General features: G+C 71.8%; 23 protein-coding genes. 13 read left to right on the forward strand and 10 right to left on the reverse strand.

Features of this window, described 5'->3' with window-relative positions; translation table 11 throughout:
- The first annotated feature begins 12 nt into the window (after positions 1 to 12).
- The 3 genes from OIE75_RS37570 to rfbB all read left to right on the forward strand — a co-directional run bounded on the left by OIE75_RS37570 (position 13) and on the right by rfbB (position 2,320).
- Positions 13 to 963 carry a LysR family transcriptional regulator gene (locus OIE75_RS37570; protein ID WP_393563934.1) on the forward strand — a complete coding sequence of 317 codons (951 nt, stop codon included), beginning with the start codon at positions 13 to 15 and terminating at the stop codon, positions 961 to 963.
- Positions 964 to 1,079: 116 nt separating this feature from the next.
- Positions 1,080 to 1,259, forward strand: coding sequence for a hypothetical protein (locus OIE75_RS37575; protein ID WP_122615197.1), 180 nt, complete (start codon positions 1,080 to 1,082; stop codon positions 1,257 to 1,259).
- Positions 1,260 to 1,345: 86 nt separating this feature from the next.
- A complete protein-coding gene (gene rfbB / locus OIE75_RS37580; protein ID WP_329473583.1) occupies positions 1,346 to 2,320 on the forward strand; it encodes a dTDP-glucose 4,6-dehydratase in 975 nt (324 codons plus the stop codon).
- 12 nt (positions 2,321 to 2,332) lie between these two features.
- Here the strand turns inward: rfbB and OIE75_RS37585 are convergent, their stop codons facing one another.
- On the reverse strand, positions 2,333 to 2,911 hold the full coding sequence (locus tag OIE75_RS37585; RefSeq protein WP_329473584.1) for an isochorismatase family protein: 579 nt from the start codon (positions 2,909 to 2,911) through the stop codon (positions 2,333 to 2,335).
- Between the two features lie 132 nt (positions 2,912 to 3,043).
- Between OIE75_RS37585 and OIE75_RS37590 the strand changes: the two genes are divergently transcribed.
- Entirely contained in the window at positions 3,044 to 3,544 is a 501-nt protein-coding gene (locus OIE75_RS37590; protein ID WP_307016796.1) for a metallophosphoesterase family protein, read from the forward strand.
- A gap of 17 nt (positions 3,545 to 3,561) precedes the next feature.
- Here the strand turns inward: OIE75_RS37590 and OIE75_RS37595 are convergent, their stop codons facing one another.
- Complete coding sequence (locus OIE75_RS37595) at positions 3,562 to 3,915, reverse strand: hypothetical protein (RefSeq protein ID WP_307016797.1); 354 nt, start codon at positions 3,913 to 3,915, stop codon at positions 3,562 to 3,564.
- Complete coding sequence (ctaD, locus tag OIE75_RS37600) at positions 3,912 to 5,528, reverse strand: aa3-type cytochrome oxidase subunit I (RefSeq protein ID WP_329473585.1); 1,617 nt, start codon at positions 5,526 to 5,528, stop codon at positions 3,912 to 3,914. The genes OIE75_RS37595 and ctaD overlap by 4 nt, the downstream gene beginning before the upstream one ends.
- Positions 5,529 to 5,633: 105 nt before the next feature.
- Here ctaD and OIE75_RS37605 point away from each other — a divergent pair, with 105 nt between their 5' ends.
- Together OIE75_RS37605 and OIE75_RS37610 are read left to right on the forward strand one after the other, a co-directional pair.
- A complete protein-coding gene (locus OIE75_RS37605; protein WP_329473586.1) occupies positions 5,634 to 6,227 on the forward strand; it encodes an RNA polymerase sigma factor in 594 nt (197 codons plus the stop codon).
- Complete coding sequence (locus OIE75_RS37610) at positions 6,220 to 7,227, forward strand: CU044_5270 family protein (protein ID WP_329473587.1); 1,008 nt, start codon at positions 6,220 to 6,222, stop codon at positions 7,225 to 7,227. The genes OIE75_RS37605 and OIE75_RS37610 overlap by 8 nt, the downstream gene beginning before the upstream one ends.
- A gap of 15 nt (positions 7,228 to 7,242) precedes the next feature.
- On the opposite strand, the gene OIE75_RS37615 is transcribed toward OIE75_RS37610, so the two are convergent.
- On the reverse strand, positions 7,243 to 7,608 hold the full coding sequence (locus tag OIE75_RS37615; protein WP_307016802.1) for a nuclear transport factor 2 family protein: 366 nt from the start codon (positions 7,606 to 7,608) through the stop codon (positions 7,243 to 7,245).
- A gap of 173 nt (positions 7,609 to 7,781) precedes the next feature.
- Between OIE75_RS37615 and OIE75_RS37620 the strand changes: the two genes are divergently transcribed.
- Positions 7,782 to 8,066, forward strand: a complete 285-nt coding sequence (locus OIE75_RS37620) for a hypothetical protein (RefSeq protein ID WP_307016804.1) — start codon at positions 7,782 to 7,784, stop codon at positions 8,064 to 8,066.
- A gap of 19 nt (positions 8,067 to 8,085) precedes the next feature.
- On the opposite strand, the gene OIE75_RS37625 is transcribed toward OIE75_RS37620, so the two are convergent.
- Complete coding sequence (locus tag OIE75_RS37625; RefSeq protein ID WP_307016806.1) at positions 8,086 to 9,840, reverse strand: ABC transporter ATP-binding protein; 1,755 nt, start codon at positions 9,838 to 9,840, stop codon at positions 8,086 to 8,088.
- A gap of 129 nt (positions 9,841 to 9,969) precedes the next feature.
- Here OIE75_RS37625 and OIE75_RS37630 point away from each other — a divergent pair, with 129 nt between their 5' ends.
- The 3 genes from OIE75_RS37630 to OIE75_RS37640 all read left to right on the forward strand — a co-directional run bounded on the left by OIE75_RS37630 (position 9,970) and on the right by OIE75_RS37640 (position 12,716).
- A complete protein-coding gene (locus OIE75_RS37630; RefSeq protein ID WP_307016808.1) occupies positions 9,970 to 11,058 on the forward strand; it encodes an S-(hydroxymethyl)mycothiol dehydrogenase in 1,089 nt (362 codons plus the stop codon).
- Positions 11,058 to 11,687: an MBL fold metallo-hydrolase gene (locus OIE75_RS37635; RefSeq protein ID WP_329473588.1), complete on the forward strand. Its 630-nt coding sequence runs from the start codon at positions 11,058 to 11,060 to the stop codon at positions 11,685 to 11,687. The genes OIE75_RS37630 and OIE75_RS37635 overlap by 1 nt, the downstream gene beginning before the upstream one ends.
- A 102-nt stretch (positions 11,688 to 11,789) precedes the next feature.
- On the forward strand, positions 11,790 to 12,716 hold the full coding sequence (locus OIE75_RS37640) for an SDR family oxidoreductase (RefSeq protein WP_329473589.1): 927 nt from the start codon (positions 11,790 to 11,792) through the stop codon (positions 12,714 to 12,716).
- Here OIE75_RS37640 and OIE75_RS37645 read toward each other — a convergent pair.
- Positions 12,700 to 13,239 (reverse strand): hypothetical protein, encoded by a 540-nt coding sequence (locus OIE75_RS37645; protein ID WP_307016812.1) that lies wholly within the window; start codon positions 13,237 to 13,239, stop codon positions 12,700 to 12,702. The genes OIE75_RS37640 and OIE75_RS37645 overlap by 17 nt on opposite strands.
- Positions 13,240 to 13,288: 49 nt before the next feature.
- On the opposite strand from OIE75_RS37645, the gene OIE75_RS37650 reads away from it, so the two are divergent.
- Together OIE75_RS37650 and OIE75_RS37655 are read left to right on the forward strand one after the other, a co-directional pair.
- Positions 13,289 to 14,089 (forward strand): SDR family NAD(P)-dependent oxidoreductase, encoded by an 801-nt coding sequence (locus tag OIE75_RS37650; RefSeq protein ID WP_307016813.1) that lies wholly within the window; start codon positions 13,289 to 13,291, stop codon positions 14,087 to 14,089.
- Between the two features lie 147 nt (positions 14,090 to 14,236).
- Entirely contained in the window at positions 14,237 to 14,932 is a 696-nt protein-coding gene (locus OIE75_RS37655; RefSeq protein WP_307016814.1) for a L,D-transpeptidase family protein, read from the forward strand.
- A gap of 31 nt (positions 14,933 to 14,963) precedes the next feature.
- On the opposite strand, the gene OIE75_RS37660 is transcribed toward OIE75_RS37655, so the two are convergent.
- From OIE75_RS37660 to OIE75_RS37675, 4 genes are read right to left on the reverse strand one after another with little or no spacing between them, the layout of a single operon-like run.
- Positions 14,964 to 16,166, reverse strand: a complete 1,203-nt coding sequence (locus OIE75_RS37660; protein ID WP_307018276.1) for a Gfo/Idh/MocA family protein — start codon at positions 16,164 to 16,166, stop codon at positions 14,964 to 14,966.
- Positions 16,167 to 16,180: 14 nt separating this feature from the next.
- Positions 16,181 to 17,524, reverse strand: a complete 1,344-nt coding sequence (locus OIE75_RS37665; RefSeq protein WP_307016816.1) for an ABC transporter substrate-binding protein — start codon at positions 17,522 to 17,524, stop codon at positions 16,181 to 16,183.
- Between the two features lie 10 nt (positions 17,525 to 17,534).
- Positions 17,535 to 18,497, reverse strand: a complete 963-nt coding sequence (locus tag OIE75_RS37670; RefSeq protein WP_329473590.1) for a carbohydrate ABC transporter permease — start codon at positions 18,495 to 18,497, stop codon at positions 17,535 to 17,537.
- Positions 18,498 to 18,513: 16 nt separating this feature from the next.
- Positions 18,514 to 19,413: a carbohydrate ABC transporter permease gene (locus OIE75_RS37675; RefSeq protein WP_329473591.1), complete on the reverse strand. Its 900-nt coding sequence runs from the start codon at positions 19,411 to 19,413 to the stop codon at positions 18,514 to 18,516.
- Positions 19,414 to 19,576: 163 nt separating this feature from the next.
- Here OIE75_RS37675 and OIE75_RS37680 point away from each other — a divergent pair, with 163 nt between their 5' ends.
- The gene (locus tag OIE75_RS37680; RefSeq protein ID WP_329473592.1) at positions 19,577 to 20,740 is read left to right on the forward strand and encodes an ROK family transcriptional regulator; all 1,164 of its coding nucleotides are present in this window, start codon (positions 19,577 to 19,579) and stop codon (positions 20,738 to 20,740) included.
- The last annotated feature ends 10 nt before the right edge of the window (positions 20,741 to 20,750 follow it).

Raw genomic sequence — 20,750 nt, forward strand, 5'->3', positions numbered from 1 at the left:
TAGGGTTCAGGGGTGCGACACAGTGACCCCGCGACGGACCCCGCCGGCGCCACGACCCCGGCCGCCGCGCCGCCCGACCTCAACCTGCTGCGGACCTTCCTCGCGGTCCACCGCGCCGGGTCCTTCACGGCCGCGGCCCAGCTCCTCGGCCTGTCCCAGCCGACCGTCACCACGCAGATGCGCGCCCTGGAGCGGCAGACCGGCCGCGAACTCTTCGAGCGACTGCCGCGCGGAGTCGCCCCGACCGCGGTGGCGGACGAACTCGCCGCGCGTGTCGCCGGGCCCCTCGACGCGCTCGCGGCGGCCGCCGGGCACGACCCGACCGGCCGCACCCGGCCCGGGCCGGTCCACCTGGCCGGACCCGCCGAACTGCTCTCCACCCGTGCCCTGCCCGCGCTCTCCGGCCTGGTCGCCGACGGCGTACGGCTGCGAGTGGGGCCCGGTCTGACCGACCCGCTCCTCGACGAGCTGCGGGCCGGGCGGCACGACCTGGTGATCGCCACGAGCCGCCCGCGCGGCCGCGGACTGTCCGCGGTGCCCTTGGCGGACGAGGAGTTCGTCCTGGTCGCCGCCCCGGCCCTGGCCGACCGGCTGCGGCCCGCCCTCGCCGCCGAGGGACCCGGTGCCCTGCACGAGGCCCCCCTGATCAGCTATGCCGAGGACCTCCCGATCGTCCGCCGCTACTGGCGGCACGTCTTCGGCCGGCGCCTGACCTGCCGGGCCGCCGTCTCCGTCCCCGACCTGCGGGCGGTCGTCGCGATGGTCGCCGCCGGGTCCGGGTTCAGCGTCCTGCCGCGGTACCTGTGCGCCGCGGAACTGGACTCCGGCGCGCTCGCCCTGCTCGACGAACCCGAGGACGCGCCGATCAACACCGCCTACCTGGTGCACCGCCCCGGCGCCTTCGACAACCCGCACGTGCCCCTCGTCCGGGACCACCTGCTGAACGCCGCACGCGAGTGGTGACCCGCGCCACACCGGGCCCGTAGTGGCCGTGTGGCCCGTGTGCCCGGTGTTTCGCGGCCTCCTGCCCGGGGACCCGAGGAAGGCAGACAGAACGGACACTAGGAGGATGAAACCCCGTGAGAACGGACACCAGCGAGCACATCGTCGTCCGGAGGCCGGAGACGGGCTGGTCGAAGGCCCGTCGGCTGCGCGCCAGGGGTGCCATGCGCACCTGCATACCCGCCGTCGAGGACCGCGGAGTTCCCCGCGCACCGCGCACGGGCCAGGAGTCGAACATCGTGCGGGGCGAGGACTGAGCCCGCCCGGCAGCGGACCACAGGGGGCACGTGGGTAACGTCGGTACCGTCCCGTACCTCCTCCCGACCGCAGCAAGGCACCGTTCATGCACCTCCTGGTCACCGGCGCCGCCGGCTTCATCGGCTCCCGGTACGTCCGGACGCTCCTCGCCTCCGACGCTCCCGGAGCGCCGCACATCACGGTGCTGGACGGCCTCACCTACGCGGGCACCCTCACCAACCTCGAAGTGGGCCACCCCCGGCTGCACTTCGTGCACGGGGACATCCGTGACGCCGGACTCGTCGACAAGCTGATGGCCGACGCCGACCAAGTGGTGCACTTCGCCGCCGAGTCGCACGTGGACCGCTCGATCGACGCCGCCGCGGACTTCGTCCTCACCAACGTCGTCGGGACCCAGACCCTGCTGGACGCGGCCCTGAGGCACGGTGTGGGCCCCTTCGTGCACGTCTCCACCGACGAGGTCTACGGCTCCGTGGACACCGGTTCGGCGACCGAGGAGCACCCGCTGCGGCCCAGTTCCCCCTACTCCGCCTCGAAGGCCTCGGGCGACCTGCTGGCCCTCTCGTACCACCGCACCCACGGCCTGGACGTACGGGTGACCCGGTGCTCGAACAACTACGGCCCGCACCAGTTCCCCGAGAAGATCGTGCCGCTGTTCGTCACCCGCCTCCTGGACGGGCTGAGCGTGCCGCTCTACGGCGACGGGCGCAACGTACGCGACTGGCTGCACGTCGACGACCACTGCCGGGGTGTCGACCTGGTGCGTACCCGGGGCCGGGCCGGCGAGGTCTACAACATCGGCGGCGGCACCGAGCTGAGCAACCGCGACCTCACCGGCCTGCTCCTCGACGCCTGCGGTGCCGGGTGGGACCGGGTCGTGCACGTCGAGGACCGCAAGGGGCACGACCTGCGCTACTCGGTCGACTGGGGCAAGGCCCGCGACGAGCTGGACTACCGTCCCCGCAGGGACCTCGCGGCCGGGCTGGCCGGAACCGTCGCCTGGTACCGGGACAACCGGGCCTGGTGGGAGCCGCTGAAGCGGCGCGTCGGCGCGGAGTGAGGGTCGAGGGGCTCAGTGGCCCTTGGCCAGCAGCTCCAGGATCTCCGCCGTCGTGCCCGTCTCCCCGAGCCGCGGGAAGATCCGCTCGACGCTGTTGCGGTGCGCCTCCGCGTTCATGTCGCTCATCGCGTCGGTGGCGAGCGTGACGTGGTAGCCGTGCTCGTGGGCGGCGCGGGCCGTGGACTCCACGCCGATGCTGGTGGCGATGCCGGTCAGCACGATCTGGGTGACCCCGCGGCGGCGCAGCTGGACGTCGAGGCCGGTGCCGTGGAAGGCGCCCCAGTTGCGCTTGGTGACGGTGAGGTCGCCGGGGTGCCCGGCCAGCTCGTCGACGACGACGTCCCAGCCCTCGGGCCGGGCCCCGCCGGGTCCGGTCTCCGTGCGGCCGGGCACGGCGTCCGCCCCGTCGGCGGCGAAGGAGACCCGGACCAGGACAACGGGCAGGTCACGGGCGCGGAACGCGTTCGCCAGCTCGACGCTCCGGGCGACGACGTCGGCCCCGCCGAAGGGCTCGGTCGGTGCGGCGACGGTGCCCGCCTGGAGGTCGATCACGACGAGGGCGGTGCGGGGGTCGAGGGTGGTGACGGCCATCAGGGGGTGCCTTTCGGATGCTTCGCGGAACGCCGGAGACCTTTCGCCTCCATACCGGCACGCTAATTTCTACAGCTAAGACTGTCCAGTTAAGACTGCACAGTTTTACCTGTTGATTGCTACCCTGGACCCGTGCGTCTGCTCCTCATGTCCGACACCCACCTGCCCAAGCGGGCGAGGGAACTGCCGGCGCCCCTGCTGGCGGAGATCCCGCGCGCCGACGTCGTGCTGCACGCGGGGGACTGGGTCGACACGGCCACCCTCGATCTGCTGGAGAGCAGCAGCCAACGGCTCGTCGCGGTGTACGGCAACAACGACGGACCGGGACTGCGCGCCCGCCTCCCCGAGGTGGCGTACGCCGACCTCGGCGGCCTGCGTTTCGGAGTCGTGCACGAGACGGGCGCGGCCCAGGGGCGCGAGGCCCGCTGCGCCGCGCGCTTCCCCGGCCTCGACGTCCTCGTCTTCGGGCACAGCCACATCCCGTGGGACACCACCGCGCCCGGCGGCCCGCGCCTGCTGAACCCGGGCTCGCCGACGGACCGGCGCCGCCAGCCGTACTGCACCTACATGACGGCCTCGGTCGCCGACGGCCGGCTCGCGGACGTGGAACTGCACAGGCTGCCCCGGCGCTGAGCCGTGGCACCGGGCGGCTACGCCCGTCCCAGGAGCAGCGTGCCCACGCACCCGAGGACCGCGCACCATCCCAGCAGGCACCCGGTCAGCAACCGCCGCCGCAGCGCCCGGTACCGCGCCTCGTACTCCCCGCGCAGCCGCCCGGCACGTTCGGCCGTGCGCTGCCAGGAGGCACGGCTGAGCGCGAGGTACTCGGCCTCGAAGCGGTCCTCCACCTGCCGGAGCTGATGCCCCGTCAGCAGGTCGAGGGAGGCGGAGAAACGGGCGGCGGCCGTCCGCCCCTCCTCGCGGGTGGCGGCCACCAGCAGGTGCCCCTCGATCTCGTTGATGAGCGCCCGGGCGGCCGTCGGGCGGACGCCTTTGCCCGTCACCGGAGCGTCAGCTCCCGCTCCGCCCCGGCGGCGGGGGAGTGGTGCAGGTCGAAGGCGGGCGACTCGCTGCGGATGCGCGGCAGGGTGAGGAAGTTGTGCCGCGGCGGCGGGCAGGACGTCGCCCACTCCAGCGAACGGCCGTAACCCCAGGGGTCGTCAGTACCGACGGGCTCGCCGTACTTGGCCGTCTTCCAGACGTTGTAGAAGAACGGCAGGAGCGACATGCCGAGCAGGAAGGAGAAGACGCTGGAGACGGTGTTCAGCGGGGTCAGGCCCTCCACCGCCAGATAGTCCGGGATCCGGCGCTGCATGCCGTTCGCGCCCAGCCAGTGCTGGACCAGGAACGTGCCGTGGAAGCCGACGAAGAGCGTCCAGAACGTGATCTTGCCCAGGCGCTCGTCGAGCAGCTTGCCGGTGAACTTCGGCCACCAGAAGTGGAAGCCCGCGAACATCGCGAACACCACCGTGCCGAACACCACGTAGTGGAAGTGCGCCACCACGAAGTACGAGTCCGAGACGTGGAAGTCGATGGGGGGCGACGCCAGCATCACCCCCGTCAGGCCCCCGAACAGGAACGTGATCAGGAAGCCGGTGGACCACAGCATCGGTGTCTCGAAGGACAGCGAGCCCTTCCACATGGTGCCGATCCAGTTGAAGAACTTCACACCGGTCGGGACCGCGATCAGGAAGGTCATGAAGGAGAAGAACGGCAACAGCACGCCGCCCGTGACGTACATGTGGTGCGCCCACACCGTCACCGACAGACCCGCGATCGCGATGGTCGCCGCGACCAGACCCGTGTAACCGAAGATCGGCTTGCGGGAGAAGACCGGGATGATCTCACTGACGATGCCGAAGAACGGCAGCGCGATGATGTACACCTCGGGATGGCCGAAGAACCAGAACAGGTGCTGCCACAGCAGCGCCCCGCCGTTGGCCGAGTCGAAGATGTGCGCACCGAACTTGCGGTCCGCCTCCAGCGCGAACAGGGCCGCGGCCAGCACCGGGAAGGCCAGCAGGACCAGCACCGCGGTGAGCAGCACGTTCCAGGTGAAGATCGGCATCCGGAACATCGTCATGCCGGGCGCGCGCATGCAGATGATCGTGGTGATGAAGTTGACCGCGCCGAGGATGGTGCCGAAGCCGGAGAAGGCCAGACCCATGATCCACAGGTCGCCGCCGATGCCGGGCGAGTGCACCGCGTCGGACAGCGGGGAGTAGGCGAACCAGCCGAAGTCGGCCGCGCCCTGCGGGGTCAGGAACCCGCCCACCGCGATGGTCGAGCCGAACAGGTACAGCCAGTAGGCGAACATGTTCAGCCGCGGGAACGCCACGTCCGGCGCACCGATCTGCAGCGGCATGATCCAGTTCGTGAAGCCGGCGAACAGCGGCGTCGCGAACATCAGCAGCATGATCGTGCCGTGCATCGTGAACGCCTGGTTGAACTGCTCGTTCGACATGATCTGCAGACCCGGCCGGGCCAGCTCGGCGCGCATGAAGAGCGCCATCACGCCGCCGATGCAGAAGAAGGCGAACGACGTCACCAGATACAGCGTGCCGATCGTCTTGTGGTCAGTGGTCGTCAGCCACTTGATGCTCTTGAGGTTCCTCACGCCCCGCCTGTGTCCGCGCCCCGCGGGGACGTCACACTCGTACGACGAGACGAGCGTCACGAAATCACCTGTGACGATCACGAGGGTGCCGGACACGAACACGACATGAGCAACGACGAGATCTTCGCCGCTGCCTACCGCGAGCACTACTGGGCGGTCAGCCGCTATGTGGCGCGACGGCTGGACGGGCGCACCGGCGAGGTCGAGGAAGTGGTGGCGGAGGTGTTCACGGTGGCCTGGCGCCGCCGCGCCGAGCTGCCGCACACCCCGCTGCCCTGGCTGTACGGGGTGGCACGCAACTGCCTGGCCAACGCGGTGCGCGGCCGGGGCCGCCGACGCCGGCTCCTCGACCGGCTCGGCAACGACCACGCCGCGCACGGCCGGCACCTCACCTCCGGACCCGAGGCGGAACCGCCCGGCGGCTGGGTGCACGAGGCGCTGGCCAGGCTCCCGGACAAGGACCAGGAGGTGCTGCGGCTGACCGCCTGGGAGGAACTCGGCGTGGACGAACTGGCCGTCGCCCTCGGCTGCGGCAGCCGGGCCGCGTCGATGCGGCTGCACCGCGCCCGTGCCCGGCTGAGAACGGAGATCGACCGCATGGGCCGGCCCTCGACGGCCGTCCCGCACGCCGCACGGCGGCCCCCGCACCCGGCGACCACCGCCGACGCCATCCCCGCGAAGGAACACGGCCATGGCTGACGAACTCGACCTCCTGCGCCGCGCCAACCCGGTCCCCGCCGACGCCCCGCGCCTCGGCGACGGCCCCCTCGGCCCCCGCGCCGAACGCCACCTCGAAGGGCTGCTGCACGGGCTGCCGGCGACCCCGGACCGGCCGCCCCGGTGGTGCGCGCGGCCCGCCCGGCGCCGCGTCCGCGTGACCTGGGCCCTGGCCGCCGGTGCCGTCGTCGCCGTGACCGTGTCGGCGCTGCTGCTCGGCGGCCCCACCACCGCGCCCGCCGTCGCCGCGCCCCGACCGCTGGCCGTGCTCGCCGACGCCAGGCCCCTGCCGCTGGACCGGCTCGCCGACCGTGCCGAACGGGCCGCGGCGGACGGCGGACCCGCACTGCGCAAGGGCACGCACGTGCGGTCCTGGAGCCTGGGCATGTCCGACGACGCACCCCCGGTCACGCTCCCCGAGGAGCGCGTCGTGCGCTGGACGGCCGACGGCCGCTCCACCGAGCTGGTCGTGGCCACCGATCCGCGCCACCCGGGACGCCCGGTCCTCGGCGAGGACGAGGACGGCACGCCCCGCCTGGTCGAGGACGGCCACGTCATCAGCCGCCGGACCCACCCGCCGAGCTGGAGCGACGCCCCGCCCGAGTCCCCGCCGCCGCACGACGCCGCACGCCTGCGCGCCTACCTGGAGGAGGCACAACACGGCGAGACCCTCGAAACCCCCGAAATGCTCGACGCCACCGCGCTCCTGCTCGACAACTGGACCCTGGGCGCCCGCGAGTCGGCGGCGCTCACCCGGCTCCTGGCGGACGACGGCGGGCTGCGTCCTGCCGGACGGGTCACCGACCGCCTCGGCCGGCCCGGCCACGCCTACGTGTACGAGGGGACCGGCGTGCGCCGCATGCTGATCGTGAACCCGGCCACCGGCGCCGTCCTCGGCCTGGAGACCACCTTCACCGCGGACCAGCCCGAGTACGGCGTGCGGGCCGGCGACGTCATGGAGTACCGCGCCTGGACCCGCTGACCGCGGCGCCCCGGGCTACTCGTCCCAGGCCTGGATGGTGGTCTGCTCCACGATTTCCCCGTCCCGCAACGACAGCATCGACTCGGCGAGGACCCGCACACCGTCCGGGTACGTGCACTCCTCGGTGAACGCGACGTTGTCACCCTGGACGACACAGCGTTCCATCCGGTGGGTCATGTCACGGCTGTAGACGTCGTCGAGCATCTCGGCGATCTGCTGCCGGCCGTGCAGCACCTTGGGACGGCTCGGCTGGTCGTACCGGTCGACGATGCGGACCCGGGCGTCCGGCGCGTACAGCGACACGAGTGGGTCCGCCGAGTCTCCTTCGATGCCCCGGCGCAGCGCTTCGGCGTCGAAGCCCCGGCCTGTGGTGGTACCCATGACGACCTCCTTCGAGGGACCGGGCCCGAAGGGGTGACGGGCCGTCGTGGCCCTCTCCTCCGAGCTTCCTCCGTCCGGGCTCCCGGGGCAATCGCGGCCGGACCATTGCGCCTCACGGGTGAGTGGAGTGGGCCGCCCGTGTCCGCCCGCGGCCCGTCGGCGTTGCTCACGGCATGATCTCCACACGACGTATCGTCGCCGTTGTCGGGCTCGCCGCCGGTGTCACCGCTCTCGCCGCCCCGATGGCGAGCGCGGCAGGCGGGGGCCCGCTGGGCACCGAGAAGCTCAGCGTGACCAGCACCCTCGACTCGCTCGCGGTCAACGACATGCCCGCCGAGGACCGCGCCCAGGTGCCGCTCCCCTCCCAGCAGCTGAACCGGCTCAACGACCTCGACCAGCTCCAGCAGGTCACCGACCTGGTGTCGCCGCTGTTCGGTGCCGTCCCCGCCCTGGGCTGAGCCCTTGAGGCCGGCGCGCTCAGCCGCCGGCCGCCAGGAACTGGGTCGCCGCCAGCTCCGCGTACAGCGGATCCGCGGTGACCAGTTCCCGGTGCGTGCCGACCGCGCGGACCCGCCCCGCGTCCATCACCACGATCCGGTCGGCCGTCGTCACCGTGGACAGCCGGTGGGCGACGACCAGCACCGTCGTCGTACGGGCCACTTCGGCCACCGTGTCGCGCAGCGCCGCCTCGTTCACCGCGTCCAGCTGCGAGGTGGCCTCGTCGAGCAGCAGCAGCCGTGGGCGGCGCAGCAGCGCGCGGGCGATCGCCACCCTCTGGCGCTCACCGCCGGACAGCTTGGTGCCGCGGTGCCCCACCAGTGTCTCCAGACCGTTCGGCAGCCGGGCGACCAGAGCGTCGAGGCGGGTGGTTTTGAGGACCGTACGGACGGCGTCCTCGTCCGCCTCGGGACTGCCCAGCAGCAGGTTGTCCCGCAGCGAACCGGACAGCACCGGGGCGTCCTGCTCCACGTAGCCGATCGAGGCGCGCAGCGAGGCCAGTTCCCAGTCCGCCAGACTCCGGCCGTCCAGCGTGATCTCCCCGGACCCCGGGTCGTAGAACCGCTCGATGAGCGAGAACACGGTGGTCTTCCCCGCCCCCGACGGGCCGACGAACGCCGTCAGCCCCCGGCCCGGCACGTCGAAGGTCACCCCGTGGTGGATGTACGGCAGATCGTCGGCGTACCGGAAGCGGACGTCGCGGAAGGCGACGGACGCCGGTTCCGCGCCCGGCGAGGGCAGCGGAGCGGGGTGGAGCGTCGGCTCGGCGGGCAGCCGCATCGCCTCGTGGATCCGGGCGAGCGCCGCCCGGCCCGTCTGGTACTGCGTGACCGCGCCGACGACCTCCTGTATCGGTGACATCAGATAGAAGACGAACAGCAGGAACGCCACCAGCGTGCCGACGTCGATCGCGCCCGTCGCCACCCGCGCCCCGCCCACCGCGAGCACCGTGATGAACGCGATCTGCATCGCCAGCCCCGCCGTGTTGCCCGCGGCGGCCGACCACTTGGCGGCCCGCACGCTCTGCCGCCACGACTCCTCGGCGGCCTCGTGCAGCGCCCGTTCCTCCCGGGGCTCGGCGCCGGACGCCTTCACCGTGCGCAGCGCGCCCAGGATCCGCTCCAACGCGGCGCCCATCACCCCGACCGCGTCCTGCGCCCGGCGGCTCGCCCGGTTGATGCGCGGCACGATCAGGCCCAGCACCAGGCCGGCCCCGACGACCACCGCCAGCGTGACCCCGAGGAGCACCGGGTCGACCACGCCCATCATCACCAGCGTCGCCACCAGCGTGAGCCCGCCGGTGCCCACGCCGATCAGGGAGTCGGTGGTGACCTCGCGCAGCAGGGTGGTGTCGGAGGTGATCCGGGCCATCAGGTCGCCGGGCTCGGTGCGGTCCACCGCCGAGACGCGCAGCCGCAGCAGATACGACGACAGCGTGCGCCGCGCCCCGAGCACCACCGACTCGGCGGTGCGCCGCAGCACGTACGAACCGAGCGCCCCGAGTGCCGCGTTGGCGACCACGAGCCCCGACATGGCCAGCAGCGCACCGGTGATGGCCCGGTCGTGGGCCAGGTCGTCGATCAGCTCCCGCGCCACCAGCGGCAGCAGCAGCCCCGTGCCGCCCGTGACCAGCGAGAGCAGGGCGCCCGCGAACAGGGCGCGCCGGTGCGGCCGTACGTACGACAGGAGAAGCCGCCAGGCGGGCGGACCGGCTTCCGGATCGGCGGCGCTCACGGGACTCCCTCGGCAGGCGGGCGACGCCTCAGGCTACGTGGGCCCGGCAGGGCGCCGAAGCCCCCCTTACCGATCTGTTGCGCGTAGGGTCGGGAGGGACGCTGAACGGCCGAGGAAAGGGTCACAAGCATGGCGCAGGAAGTACGCGGCGTGATCGCACCGGGCAAGGACGAGCCGGTCCGGATCGAGACGATCGTCGTGCCCGATCCCGGCCCCGGCGAGGCCGTGGTCAAGGTCCAGGCCTGCGGGGTGTGCCACACCGACCTGCACTACAAGCAGGGCGGTATCAGCGACGACTACCCCTTCCTGCTCGGCCACGAGGCCGCCGGTGTCGTGGAGTCGGTCGGCGCGGGCGTCACCGACGTGGCCCCCGGCGACTTCGTGATCCTCAACTGGCGTGCCGTGTGCGGCACCTGCCGGGCCTGTCTGCGCGGTCGCCCCTGGTACTGCTTCGACACCCACAACGCCGAGCAGAAGATGACCCTGGCCTCGACCGGGCAGGAGCTGTCCCCGGCCCTCGGCATCGGCGCCTTCGCGGAGAAGACCCTGGTCGCCGCCGGGCAGTGCACCAAGGTCGACCCGGCCGTCTCCGCGCAGGTGGCCGGTCTGCTGGGCTGCGGGGTGATGGCCGGCATCGGCGCCGCCATCAACACCGGCAACGTCGGGCGCGGTGACACCGTCGCCGTCATCGGCTGCGGCGGCGTCGGCGACGCGGCCATCGCCGGCTCCCACCTGGCGGGGGCCGCGAAGGTGATCGCCGTGGACATCGACGACCGCAAGCTGGAGACCGCCCGCTCCATGGGCGCCACCCACACCGTCAACTCCCGCGAGACCGATCCCGTCGAGGCCGTCCGCGAACTGACCGGCGGCTTCGGCGCCGACGTCGTCATCGAGGCGGTCGGCCGTCCCGAGACCTACCGGCAGGCCTTCTACGCCCGCGACCTGGCCGGCACCGTCGTCCTGGTCGGTGTGCCGACGCCCGAGATGAAGCTGGAACTGCCGCTGCTGGACGTCTTCGGGCGCGGCGGTGCGCTGAAGTCCTCCTGGTACGGCGACTGCCTGCCCTCCCGGGACTTCCCGATGCTCATCGACCTGCACCTCCAGGGCCGCCTCGCGCTGGACAAGTTCGTCACCGAGACCATCCGGCTGGACGAGGTCGAGCAGGCCTTCGACCGCATGCACGCCGGCGACGTGCTCCGCTCGGTGGTGGTGCTCTGATGTCCGCGCGCATCGAACGCCTCATCACCTCCGGCCAGTTCAAGCTCGACGGCGGCACCTGGGACGTCGACAACAACGTCTGGCTGGTCGGCGACGACCACGAGGTGGTCGTCATCGACGCCGCCCACGACGCCGAGGCGATCGCCGAGGCCGTCGGCGACCGGCGCCTCACCGCCATCGTCTGCACGCACGGTCACAACGACCACGTGGGCGCGGCGCCCGCAGTGGCCGACCGCACCGGTGCCACCATCTGGCTGCACCGCGACGACCTGCCGCTGTGGCGGCAGACCCACCCCGACCGGGACCCCGACGCCTGGCTGACCGACGGCCAGGTCATCGAGGCCGCCGGCGCCGACCTGACCGTCCTGCACACCCCCGGACACGCCCCCGGCGCGGTCTGCCTGTACGACCCCGGCCTCGGGACCGTCTTCACCGGTGACACCCTCTTCCAGGGCGGACCCGGCGCCACCGGCCGGTCCTACTCCGACTTCCCGACCATCATCGACTCGATCCGCGACCGGCTGCTGGTGCTCCCGCCGGAGACCGAGGTCCGCACCGGACACGGCGACGCCACCACCATCGGCGCCGAGGCCCCGCACCTGAAGGAGTGGATCGACCGGGGGCACTGACCTCCGTGCGGGACACGCGGAAAAGGTGACAGAAGATGTCCGGCTTCCCGGGCACCCTCGGACTCGACAGCATTCGTGCGGGAGAGGAACGGGAAGCCGGACATGGCACAGTCACCGAAAAGTCCGCTGGCGGGCAGGGTCGCACTCGTCGCGGGAGCCACCCGGGGCGCCGGACGGGGCATCGCCGTCGAACTGGGCGCGGCCGGTGCCACCGTCTACGTCACCGGCCGCAGCACCCGCGGCCGGCGCTCGGAGTACGACCGCCCCGAGACCATCGAGGACACCGCCGACCTGGTCACCGAGGCCGGCGGGCACGGCGTCGCGGTGCCCACCGACCACCTCGAACCGGAGCAGGTCGCCCGGCTCGTCGACCGCGTCTCCCGCGAGCAGGGGCGCCTCGACATCCTGGTCAACGACATCTGGGGCGGCGAGAACCTCTTCGAGTGGGCCAGCCCCGTGTGGGAGCACGACCTCGACAAAGGACTGCGGCTGCTGCGCCTCGCGGTCGAGACGCACGCCGTCACCAGCCACCACGCCCTGCCGCTGCTGCTGCGCGGGTCGGGCGGACTGGTCGTCGAGGTCACCGACGGCACCGACGACTACAACCGCGACCACTACCGCAACTCCTTCTTCTACGACCTGGCCAAGACGTCCGTCGTGCGCATGGCCTTCGCGCTCGGCCACGAACTCGGACCGCGCGGCGCCACCGCCGTGGCGCTGACCCCGGGCTGGCTGCGCTCCGAGATCATGCTCGACCACTTCGGCGTACGCGAGGACAACTGGCGCGACGCCCTCGACCGCGTCCCACACTTCGCCATCTCCGAGACGCCCCGCTACGTGGGCCGGGCCGTGGCCGCGCTGGCCACCGACCCGGCCGTGGCGCGGTTCAACGGCCGCTCCCTCTCCAGCGGAGGGCTCGCCCAGGAGTACGGCTTCACCGACCTCGACGGCAGCCGCCCGGACGCCTGGCGCTACCTCGTCGAGGTGCAGGACGCCGGCCGTCCGGCCGACGTCACCGGGTATCGCTGACGGGCGGCAGCACCCACCGGGCACCGTGCCCCGGCGGCAGGGCCAGATCCTCGCGCACCGCCGCGTAGTAGCCCTCCCGCGCGGCCCGGTGCCGCTCCAGCAGGGCCTGCCAGGCGGCGGGGTCACGCGTCTCCTCGCGCAGGAAACGCTCCATGTCCAGCACCGCGACGACCCACACCCGCGCCTTCTCCACCACCTGCCTGCTGCCCAGCAGCAGCAGCGCCTCCCCGGCGGGATCCCGCGATGCCGCCGCCTCGGCCTGCGCGGCGGCGGCATCGCGCGGGTCGAGGGGGTGCGGGTGCGGGTCGTTGCCGAGGTGGGCGGCTATCCGGTAGGTCAGCGTGATCGAGGTCTTCAGGACCCGCGCGTAGTCGGCGTACACCGCCAGCCTGCGCTCCTCCCAGCGGGCCTCGGTCTCCCGCCGCAGCCGGGCCCGGTCACTGCGGACCACGGCGAGATACGAACCGAGCGCGCCGATCACGACACCCAGGAGCGCGGGGAGTTGCTGCAGAAATTCGGACATGGCGGCACGGTAACCGCCCGGTGATCGCCCCGGCACTACGGTCGGGCCCATGACGGACATCAGGCGTTTCACGGACCACGGAGTACTCGTCACCGGCGCCGCCCGGGGCATCGGCGCGGCCACCGCACGCCGGCTGGCGACCGAGGGGGCGAAGGTGCTGCTGACCGACATCGACCTGCCCGCCGCGCGGCGCACTGCGGACGCGCTGACCGAACAGGGACTCACCGCCGAGGCGTTCGCCTGCGACGTCGGCGACCGGGCGTCCGTCGAAGCGGCCGTCGCGCACGCCGTGGACACCTTCGGCGCACTCGACGTCCTGGTCAACAACGCCTACGCCTGCACCCCCGACGCCCCGCTCTTCGAGGACGAACCCGACGAGGTCTGGGCCCGCGACCTCGACGTGACCCTCACCGGCGCCTACCGCTGCTGCCGGGCCGCGCTGCCCCACCTCGCGGCCACCGGACGCGGCGCGATCGTGAGCGTCGGCTCGGTCAACGGCGTCCAGGACTTCGGCAACCACGCCTACAGCGCCGCCAAGGCCGGCCTCGGCTCGCTGACCCGCACCCTCGCCGGACACGCCGCCGCGCGCGGCGTCCGCGTCAACCTCGTGACGCCGGGCACGGTGCGCACCACGGCCTGGGAGGGCCGGGACGAGGAACTGGCGGCGGTACGGGACCTGTACCCGCTGGGCCGGGTCGGCGAGCCGGAGGACATCGCGGCGGCCGTCGCCTTCCTGGCCTCGCGCGACGCGTCGTGGATCACCGGCACCACGCTGGCGGTCGACGGCGGTCTGACCGCGGTCAACACGGGGTTCCGGCAGGCCATGCGCGCGTGGGGCGGGACGGACTGAGGGATGGCGCAAACCCGGTGGCGTTTGTCACGCTTTCGTGGCCAGTGGGCGCGGCAGGGCAACCGAATCCGCCCGGCGGCTGTCTATCAGGCAGGGGGCGCACCACGGCGACCTCCCACCACCTCACCGCTTCGGGAAAGGCCGGCCATGGGGGACATACGCAGACGAGGAGTCGTCGCACTCGGCGTCACCGCACTGGTGGCACCGCTCACGCTCGTGATCACGGCCGCGCCGGCCCAGGCCGCGAGCTGCACCGCGACGACGGGTCCGTACCAGAAGAAGGTGGAGAAGTTCCTCGGCCGGACGGCCGACGGCAAGCAGTCCACCGCCGACTGCCAGGCCATCCGCGCCTTCCAGACCAAGCACGGCATCACGCCGAACGCCGGCTACGCGGGCCCCATCACGTGGGGCGTGATGGACCTGATGACGAAGCAGAAGGCCGTCGGCAAGAACCCGAACAAATCCGGCAAATGCCCGGTCAACAAGGGCCGTATCGCCTGCGTCGACCTCACCCTCCAGCTCAGCTGGATCCAGGACGGCAAGAAGCTGGTCTACGGCCCCGTGCCGGTCCGCACCGGCCGCAACGGCTACGAGACCCGCACCGGCCTGAAGAAGGTCTACTGGCGCAACCTCAACCACCACTCGACCATCTACGACGTGCCGATGCCCTACAGCCAGTTCTTCGACGGCGGCCAGGCCTTCCACTCCGTCGGCGTCAGCGTGTGGAGCCCGCCGGGCTCGCACGGCTGCGTCAACATGACGAAGACCGACGCCAAGAAGTACTGGTCGCTGCTGAAGAAGAACGACGACGTCTACGTGTACGGCCGCAAGCCGGGCACCTGAGACCGACGGGCACCCGGCTCGCGCGACGGCCTCACGGCCGGGGCGCGTCCCCGAAGTCCGGGATCTCCAGCCTGACCCCGCCCTGCCGCGCGGACTCGTGCGCGACGATGCCCGGCAGGGTGTAGCGGGCGGCGACCCACGCGTTCACGGACGGCAGGGTCCGGGAGTTCACGGCGGTCACGAAGTCGTCCACCAGGAAATGGTGGCTGCCCTCGTGGCCGTTGTGCAGGTGGTCGAACGCCCGGGGCAGCCGCGCCCGGTCGTGCACCGGCGCCGAACCCGAGGTGAAGGCGGCCCGCAGCTCCGGCGCGATGTGCTGGAGCGAGGGGTCGTCCGGCGCCATGGTCGGCTTGGGCTCCAGCAACTCGCTGATGTCCTCGACCCCGGTCTTGTCCTGCCACAGCGCCACGGTCGCCAGCTGCTCCATGCTCGCCTCCGTGCCGAAGAACCGGAAACGGGACTCCCGGATGTGCGAGGGGTAGCCGACCCGGCGGAACTCGTTGGTGCGGAACGACCCGCCGCCGGCCACCTCGAACAGCGCCGTCGCGTTGGACACGTCGTTGTCGAACCGGCTGACCGACCGGTCGAAGACGCCGTCGCCGCGCTCGTCCACCACACCGAGCGCCGAGACGCTCACCGCGTGCGTCCCCCACGCGCCCAGCACCCCGCCCACCGAGTGCGTCGGGTACAGCAGCGGCGGATAGCTGGCGGTGGCCTTCCACTCCTCGCCGCCGCTGTACTGGTACGCCTCGTAGAAGCCCAGGTCCATGTCGTGGACGTAGTCGCCCTCGGCGTAGAAGAGCCGTCCGAAGGCCCCCTCGGCGATCTTGTTGCGGGCGTGCACGGTCGCCGGGTTGTACTGGCTGGTCTCACCCATCATGTACGTCAGGCCGGTCGCCTTGACCGCGTCGATGATCTCCGCGATCTCCTGCGTACTGATCGCCATGGGGACCGCCGAGTACACGTGCTTGCCCGCGCCCAGGCCCTGGAGGACCAGCGGGCCGTGGGTCCAGCGCTGGGTGAAGATTGCGACGGCGTCGACCGCCGGGGACTCCAGCATCGCCTCGTAGCTGGGGAAGGTGCCGGCGAGGCCTTCGGCGGCGGCGAGCCGCTCGGCCCGCTCCGGCAGCAGGTCGGTGACGTACACGTCGCGCACACCTGGGTGGGCCAGGAACAGCCTGGCGAACTGGCCGGAGAACTGGCCGGCACCGACGATGCCGAGGGAGAACGTCATGGAGGGGATGCCCTTCACTGGTCGAGGATGAGATTGATCTGGTCGTTGGTCGCGTCGAGGCTGCCGACCGGCTTGCCGCCGCCGTAGACGTCCTGCATGGCGGGTTGCATGAGGGCCAGCACGTCCGCGGCGTTGTCCGTGATCGGGTAGGTGAAGGTCCGGAAGCCCTCCGTGTCGTCGACGGGACGCGTGAAGGCCGACACGTCGACGCCCTTCTTCTCGTACGCCGCGACGGCGGCGTCGGTGCCCTCCGGCGTGGCCGGGAAGACGATGCCGTACCGGCCCACGGTGTTCTGGCACTCCTCGGAGGCCAGGTACTTCACCCATTTCAGGGCGCCCGGCTTGTTGCGGGCGTTCTTGGTGACGGAGTCCGCGAGGCCGTTCATCATCGTGGCCCGCTCGCCGGTCGGGCCGGCCGGGTTGACCGCGGTCGCGATGTCCATGTCCTGGAGACCGGCGTAGGTCGAGATCATCCACGCCCCGTCGAAGGCCGTCGCCGCCCGGCCCGCGGCCACCTGCGCGTTGGCCGGGTTGGACTTGGAGCTGTAGTCGCTGAGCGGGGCCATGTAGCCCTTGTCCGCCAGCCCGAAGTACCAGTCGACGACCGACTGGAAGGTGGCGTCGTCGTACCGGTACTCGGTGCCCCACCGCTCCTGGTCGGTGTAGGTCCAGCCCGCGGACGCGGCGAAGGAGCTCCAGGTGGTCTGGCCGTCGCCGTCCCCGCCGCCGCCCGAGGCGAGGCCGTAGACCTTGACGTGGTCCTTGTCGAAGCCGGGTTCGTCGCCCCGCCTGCCCCGCTCGTCCACGGTCAGGTGCGCGACGGCCTTCTCGAAGGTGCCGCCGTCCTCGGGGTTCCAGGAGAGGCCGTTCAGCTCGTCGGCGCTGAGTCCGGCGTCCTTCGCCATCCCCTCGTTGTAGAAGAGGGCGACGGTGTCCCAGTCCTTCGGGGCGCCGTAGCGGTGACCGTCCCGGCCGAGCCAGCCGGCGGCCAGGCCCGGCTGGTAGTCGGCGTCCTCGATGCCGAGGCCGTCCAGCGGTTCCAGCACCTCCAGGTCGGCGAACTGGCCGAACTTCTGTACGTGGTCGGTGAAGACGTCCGGCTGGGTGCCGGCGATGAGGCTCGCGGTGAGCTTGGTCCAGTAGTCGTCCCAGCCCATCTGCGTGATCTTCACGTCCAGGCCCGGGTTGCGCCGCTCGAAGTCCTTCGCGCACGCCTGATACGCGGGCAGTTGGTTGGCGTCCCACAGCCAGTACGTGACCGTGTTCCCGGAACCCCCGGTGGAGCCGCCCTGCGCGCAGCCGCTCACCAGGGACAGTGTCAGCGCCCCGGTCAGCGCCGCGACCGTACGAAATCGCATGCCCGTCCCCTCACTTGATGCCGGTGAAGCCGATGGTGCCGACGATGCGGCGCGCGAAGACGCCGAAGAGCAGCAGCATCGGCAGTGCCGCGATGAGCGTGGCCGCCATCAGCCCCGACCAGTCGGTGCCGCTCTGCGGGTTCTGGGCGCGGAAGACGGCCAGCGCCACGGTCAGCACGCGGGAGCTGTCGCTGTAGGAGACCATCAGCGGCCAGAAGTAGTCGTTCCAGGACGTGATGTAGGTCAGTACGGACAGCGTCAGGACGGGTGCCGACGCCATCGGCAGCAGGACCCGGAAGAAGACCCGCACCTTGCCCGCGCCGTCCAGCAGGGCCGCCTCCTCGACCTCCCGGGGGACGTTCATGAAGAACTGCCGCAGGAAGAACACCGCGAAGGGCGTCATGAACATCGTCGGCAGGGCGATGCCCAGCAGCGAGTCCACCAGGCCGAGTTCCTTGATGAGAACGAAGTTCGGCAGCAGGGTGAAGACGGCCGGCACCATCAGCCCGGCCAGGAAGAGGGCGAACACCGTGTCCCGGCCCCGCCAGCGCAGCCGGGCGAAGGCGTAGGCGGCCATCGCGGAGAAGAGGATCTGGCAGACGGTGATCAGGGTCGAGACGAGTGCCGAGTTGAGCAGGTACCGCCAGAACTTGAGCCCGCCGCCCGCGCCGCCCTGCGCGATCGCCTCCTCGGCGGACTGCAGGCCCAGGGCCCGTTCGAAGCCGCCGGCGGTCGGGTCGACCGGCAGCGGGCCGGCCGGGTGCGCGGCCAGGCCCGTGTTGGTGGACAGCGCGGTGCGCAGGATCCAGTAGAACGGCAGCACGGTGATGAGCACGATCGCGGCCATCACCGTCCAGGCCACGATCCGCCCGGGGGAGAGGCGGCGCCCGTCGCGCCGTGCCGTCGCGGGGCCGGCCGCGGTGGCCGTCCGGGTCACCGGGGGCGGGCCGGCCACGGAGGTCGTCTCGGTCATCTCGGTCTCCTCCCGGTCAGCCGAGGTCGGTCTGTCCGGCCCGGGTGAGCCGGTACTGGACGAAGGTGATGGCGCTCAGCACGACGAGCAGCGCTACGGACATGGCCGAGGCGTAGCCGAACTGGAAGCGGCCGAAGGCAGCGCCGTAGATGTAGTACTGGAGCACGTTGGTGGCGTTCGCCGGGCCGCCGGCGGTGGTCACGGCGACCGTGTCGAAGACCTGGAACGAGCCGATCACCGTCATGATCAGGACGACCGCGAGGACCGGCCGCAGCAGCGGCATCGTGATCCGCCAGAACATCCGCCACTCGCTCGCGCCGTCCACCTTCGCGGCCTCGTACATGTCGTTGGGGATGGCCTGGAGCCCCGCGAACAGCAGCAGCGCCGTGTAGCCCACGTGCCGCCACACGTTGATCAGGGCGATGACCGGAACCGCCCAGGTCTCGTCGGCGAGGAACGGGATGCGGTCGAGACCCAGGCCCGCGACGATCTCGTTGCCGATGCCGAGCTGGGTGTCCAGGATCCACAGCCAGACGACGCCGGCCACCACGTTGGACATCAGGTACGGCGTGAGCACGATCCCGCGCAGCACCGAGGACTGCGTCAGCCGCTGGAGCAGGACGGCGATGGCCAGGGCCGAGACCGTCTGCACCCCGATGTTGACGACCACGTAGACGACGGTCACCCGCAGCGAGTCCCAGAAGATGGGGTCGTGGACCATCCGCACGTAGTTGTCCAGGCCCACCCATTCCGCGGGAGTCAGCAGGTTGAAGCTGGTGAAGCTCAGATAGACGCCGCGCAGGGTCGGCCAGAGGAGGAAGACCACGAAGCCCAGGAGCGCCGGTGCGACGAACAGGACGGCGAGGCGTCCGTCACCCCGTAGGCGGGACGGCGGACTGTTGGAGACGACGGTCATCGGGGGACTCCCTCGCAGGGGCGGCGGCTCGTCCTGGCGTCACATACTTTTGAGGCGGAACAATTAAGCCGTCAAGGGGCGTGCAAACATCTTTTCCGGGCCGGCTGTCCGGTCGTAGTCTGGCCATGTTGTTTCCGGTACGGAAAAAAGAGGTTCGATCTTGATGACCGCAGCCGCTTCCAGCTGGCCCCCGCTGAGCCCCGGTGAGCGTTCCGTGGCGATCGAGGTGCTCGTGCACGGCCCGCTGTCCCGGACCGAGATCGCCCGGCGGCTGGGCCTGTCACCCGGCAGCCTCACCCGGCTGACCAAGCCGCTCATCGAGTCGCGACTGCTGGTGGAGGTCCCCGAGTCGGGCGGGGTGGCCGAGGTGCGGCAGGGGCGCCCGTCCCAGCCGCTCGACGTGGTCGCGGACTCCCGCTACTTCGTCGGCTTCAAGATCACCCAGGACATGGTGTACGGCGTTGTTACCACCCTCCGCAGTGAGATCGTCGCCCGGCACGACCGGCCGCTGACCACCCGCGATCCCGCCGAGGTCGCCGCGCTGCTGGCGCGGATGACCGACGAGCTGTCGCGCGGGCGCCCCGGGGTCGCCGGGATCGGCGTCGGTGTCGGCGGACTCGTCGAGGACCGTGCCGTGGTCGGCGAGTCACCCTTCCTGGGCTGGCGGAGTGTGCCGCTCGCCGCACTCGTCGAGGAGCGGACCGGGCTGCCGGTCGTCGTGGAGAACGACACGGCCGCCTTCGTGGAGGCCGAGACCTGGTTCGGGGCGGGGCGCGGTCTGGACCGGTTCGTCGTCCTCACCATCGGCGCCGGCATCGGCTACGGGCTCGTGCTCGGCGGCAGGCGGGTGCCGTACGCGGGGGACGAGGACCGGGGCTTCGGGCGCCACTGGATCGTCGACCCGCACGGCCCGCTCACCCCCGACGGGCGGCGCGGCAGCGCGGTGTCGCTGCTGACCATCCCCAACATCCGCTACCAGGTCCGGGCGGCCACCGGACACGACCTGACCTGGGAGGAGATCCTCGCGGCCGCCGCCGCCGAGGAGCCCATGGCCGCCCGGGTGATCGAGGAGGCCGGACGCGCCCTGGGCACCCTGGTGGCCCAGATCGCCAACTTCGTGATGCCGCAGAAGATCCTGCTCGCGGGGGAGGGGGTGGGGCTGATGGACGTGGCCGGAAAGGTGGTCGAGGACGCCGTCCGCGACAACCGGCACCCGCGGGCCGCGCCGGTCGCCCTGGAGACCAAGGTGTCCGACTTCCACGACTGGGCGCGCGGCGCGGCCGTACTGGCCATCCAGGTACTGGTGCTGGGGGCCGCGCAGGCCTGAAGTCGGCATC

It is taken from the genome of Streptomyces sp. NBC_01723, assembly GCF_036246005.1.
Classification (GTDB): Bacteria; Actinomycetota; Actinomycetes; order Streptomycetales; family Streptomycetaceae; genus Streptomyces.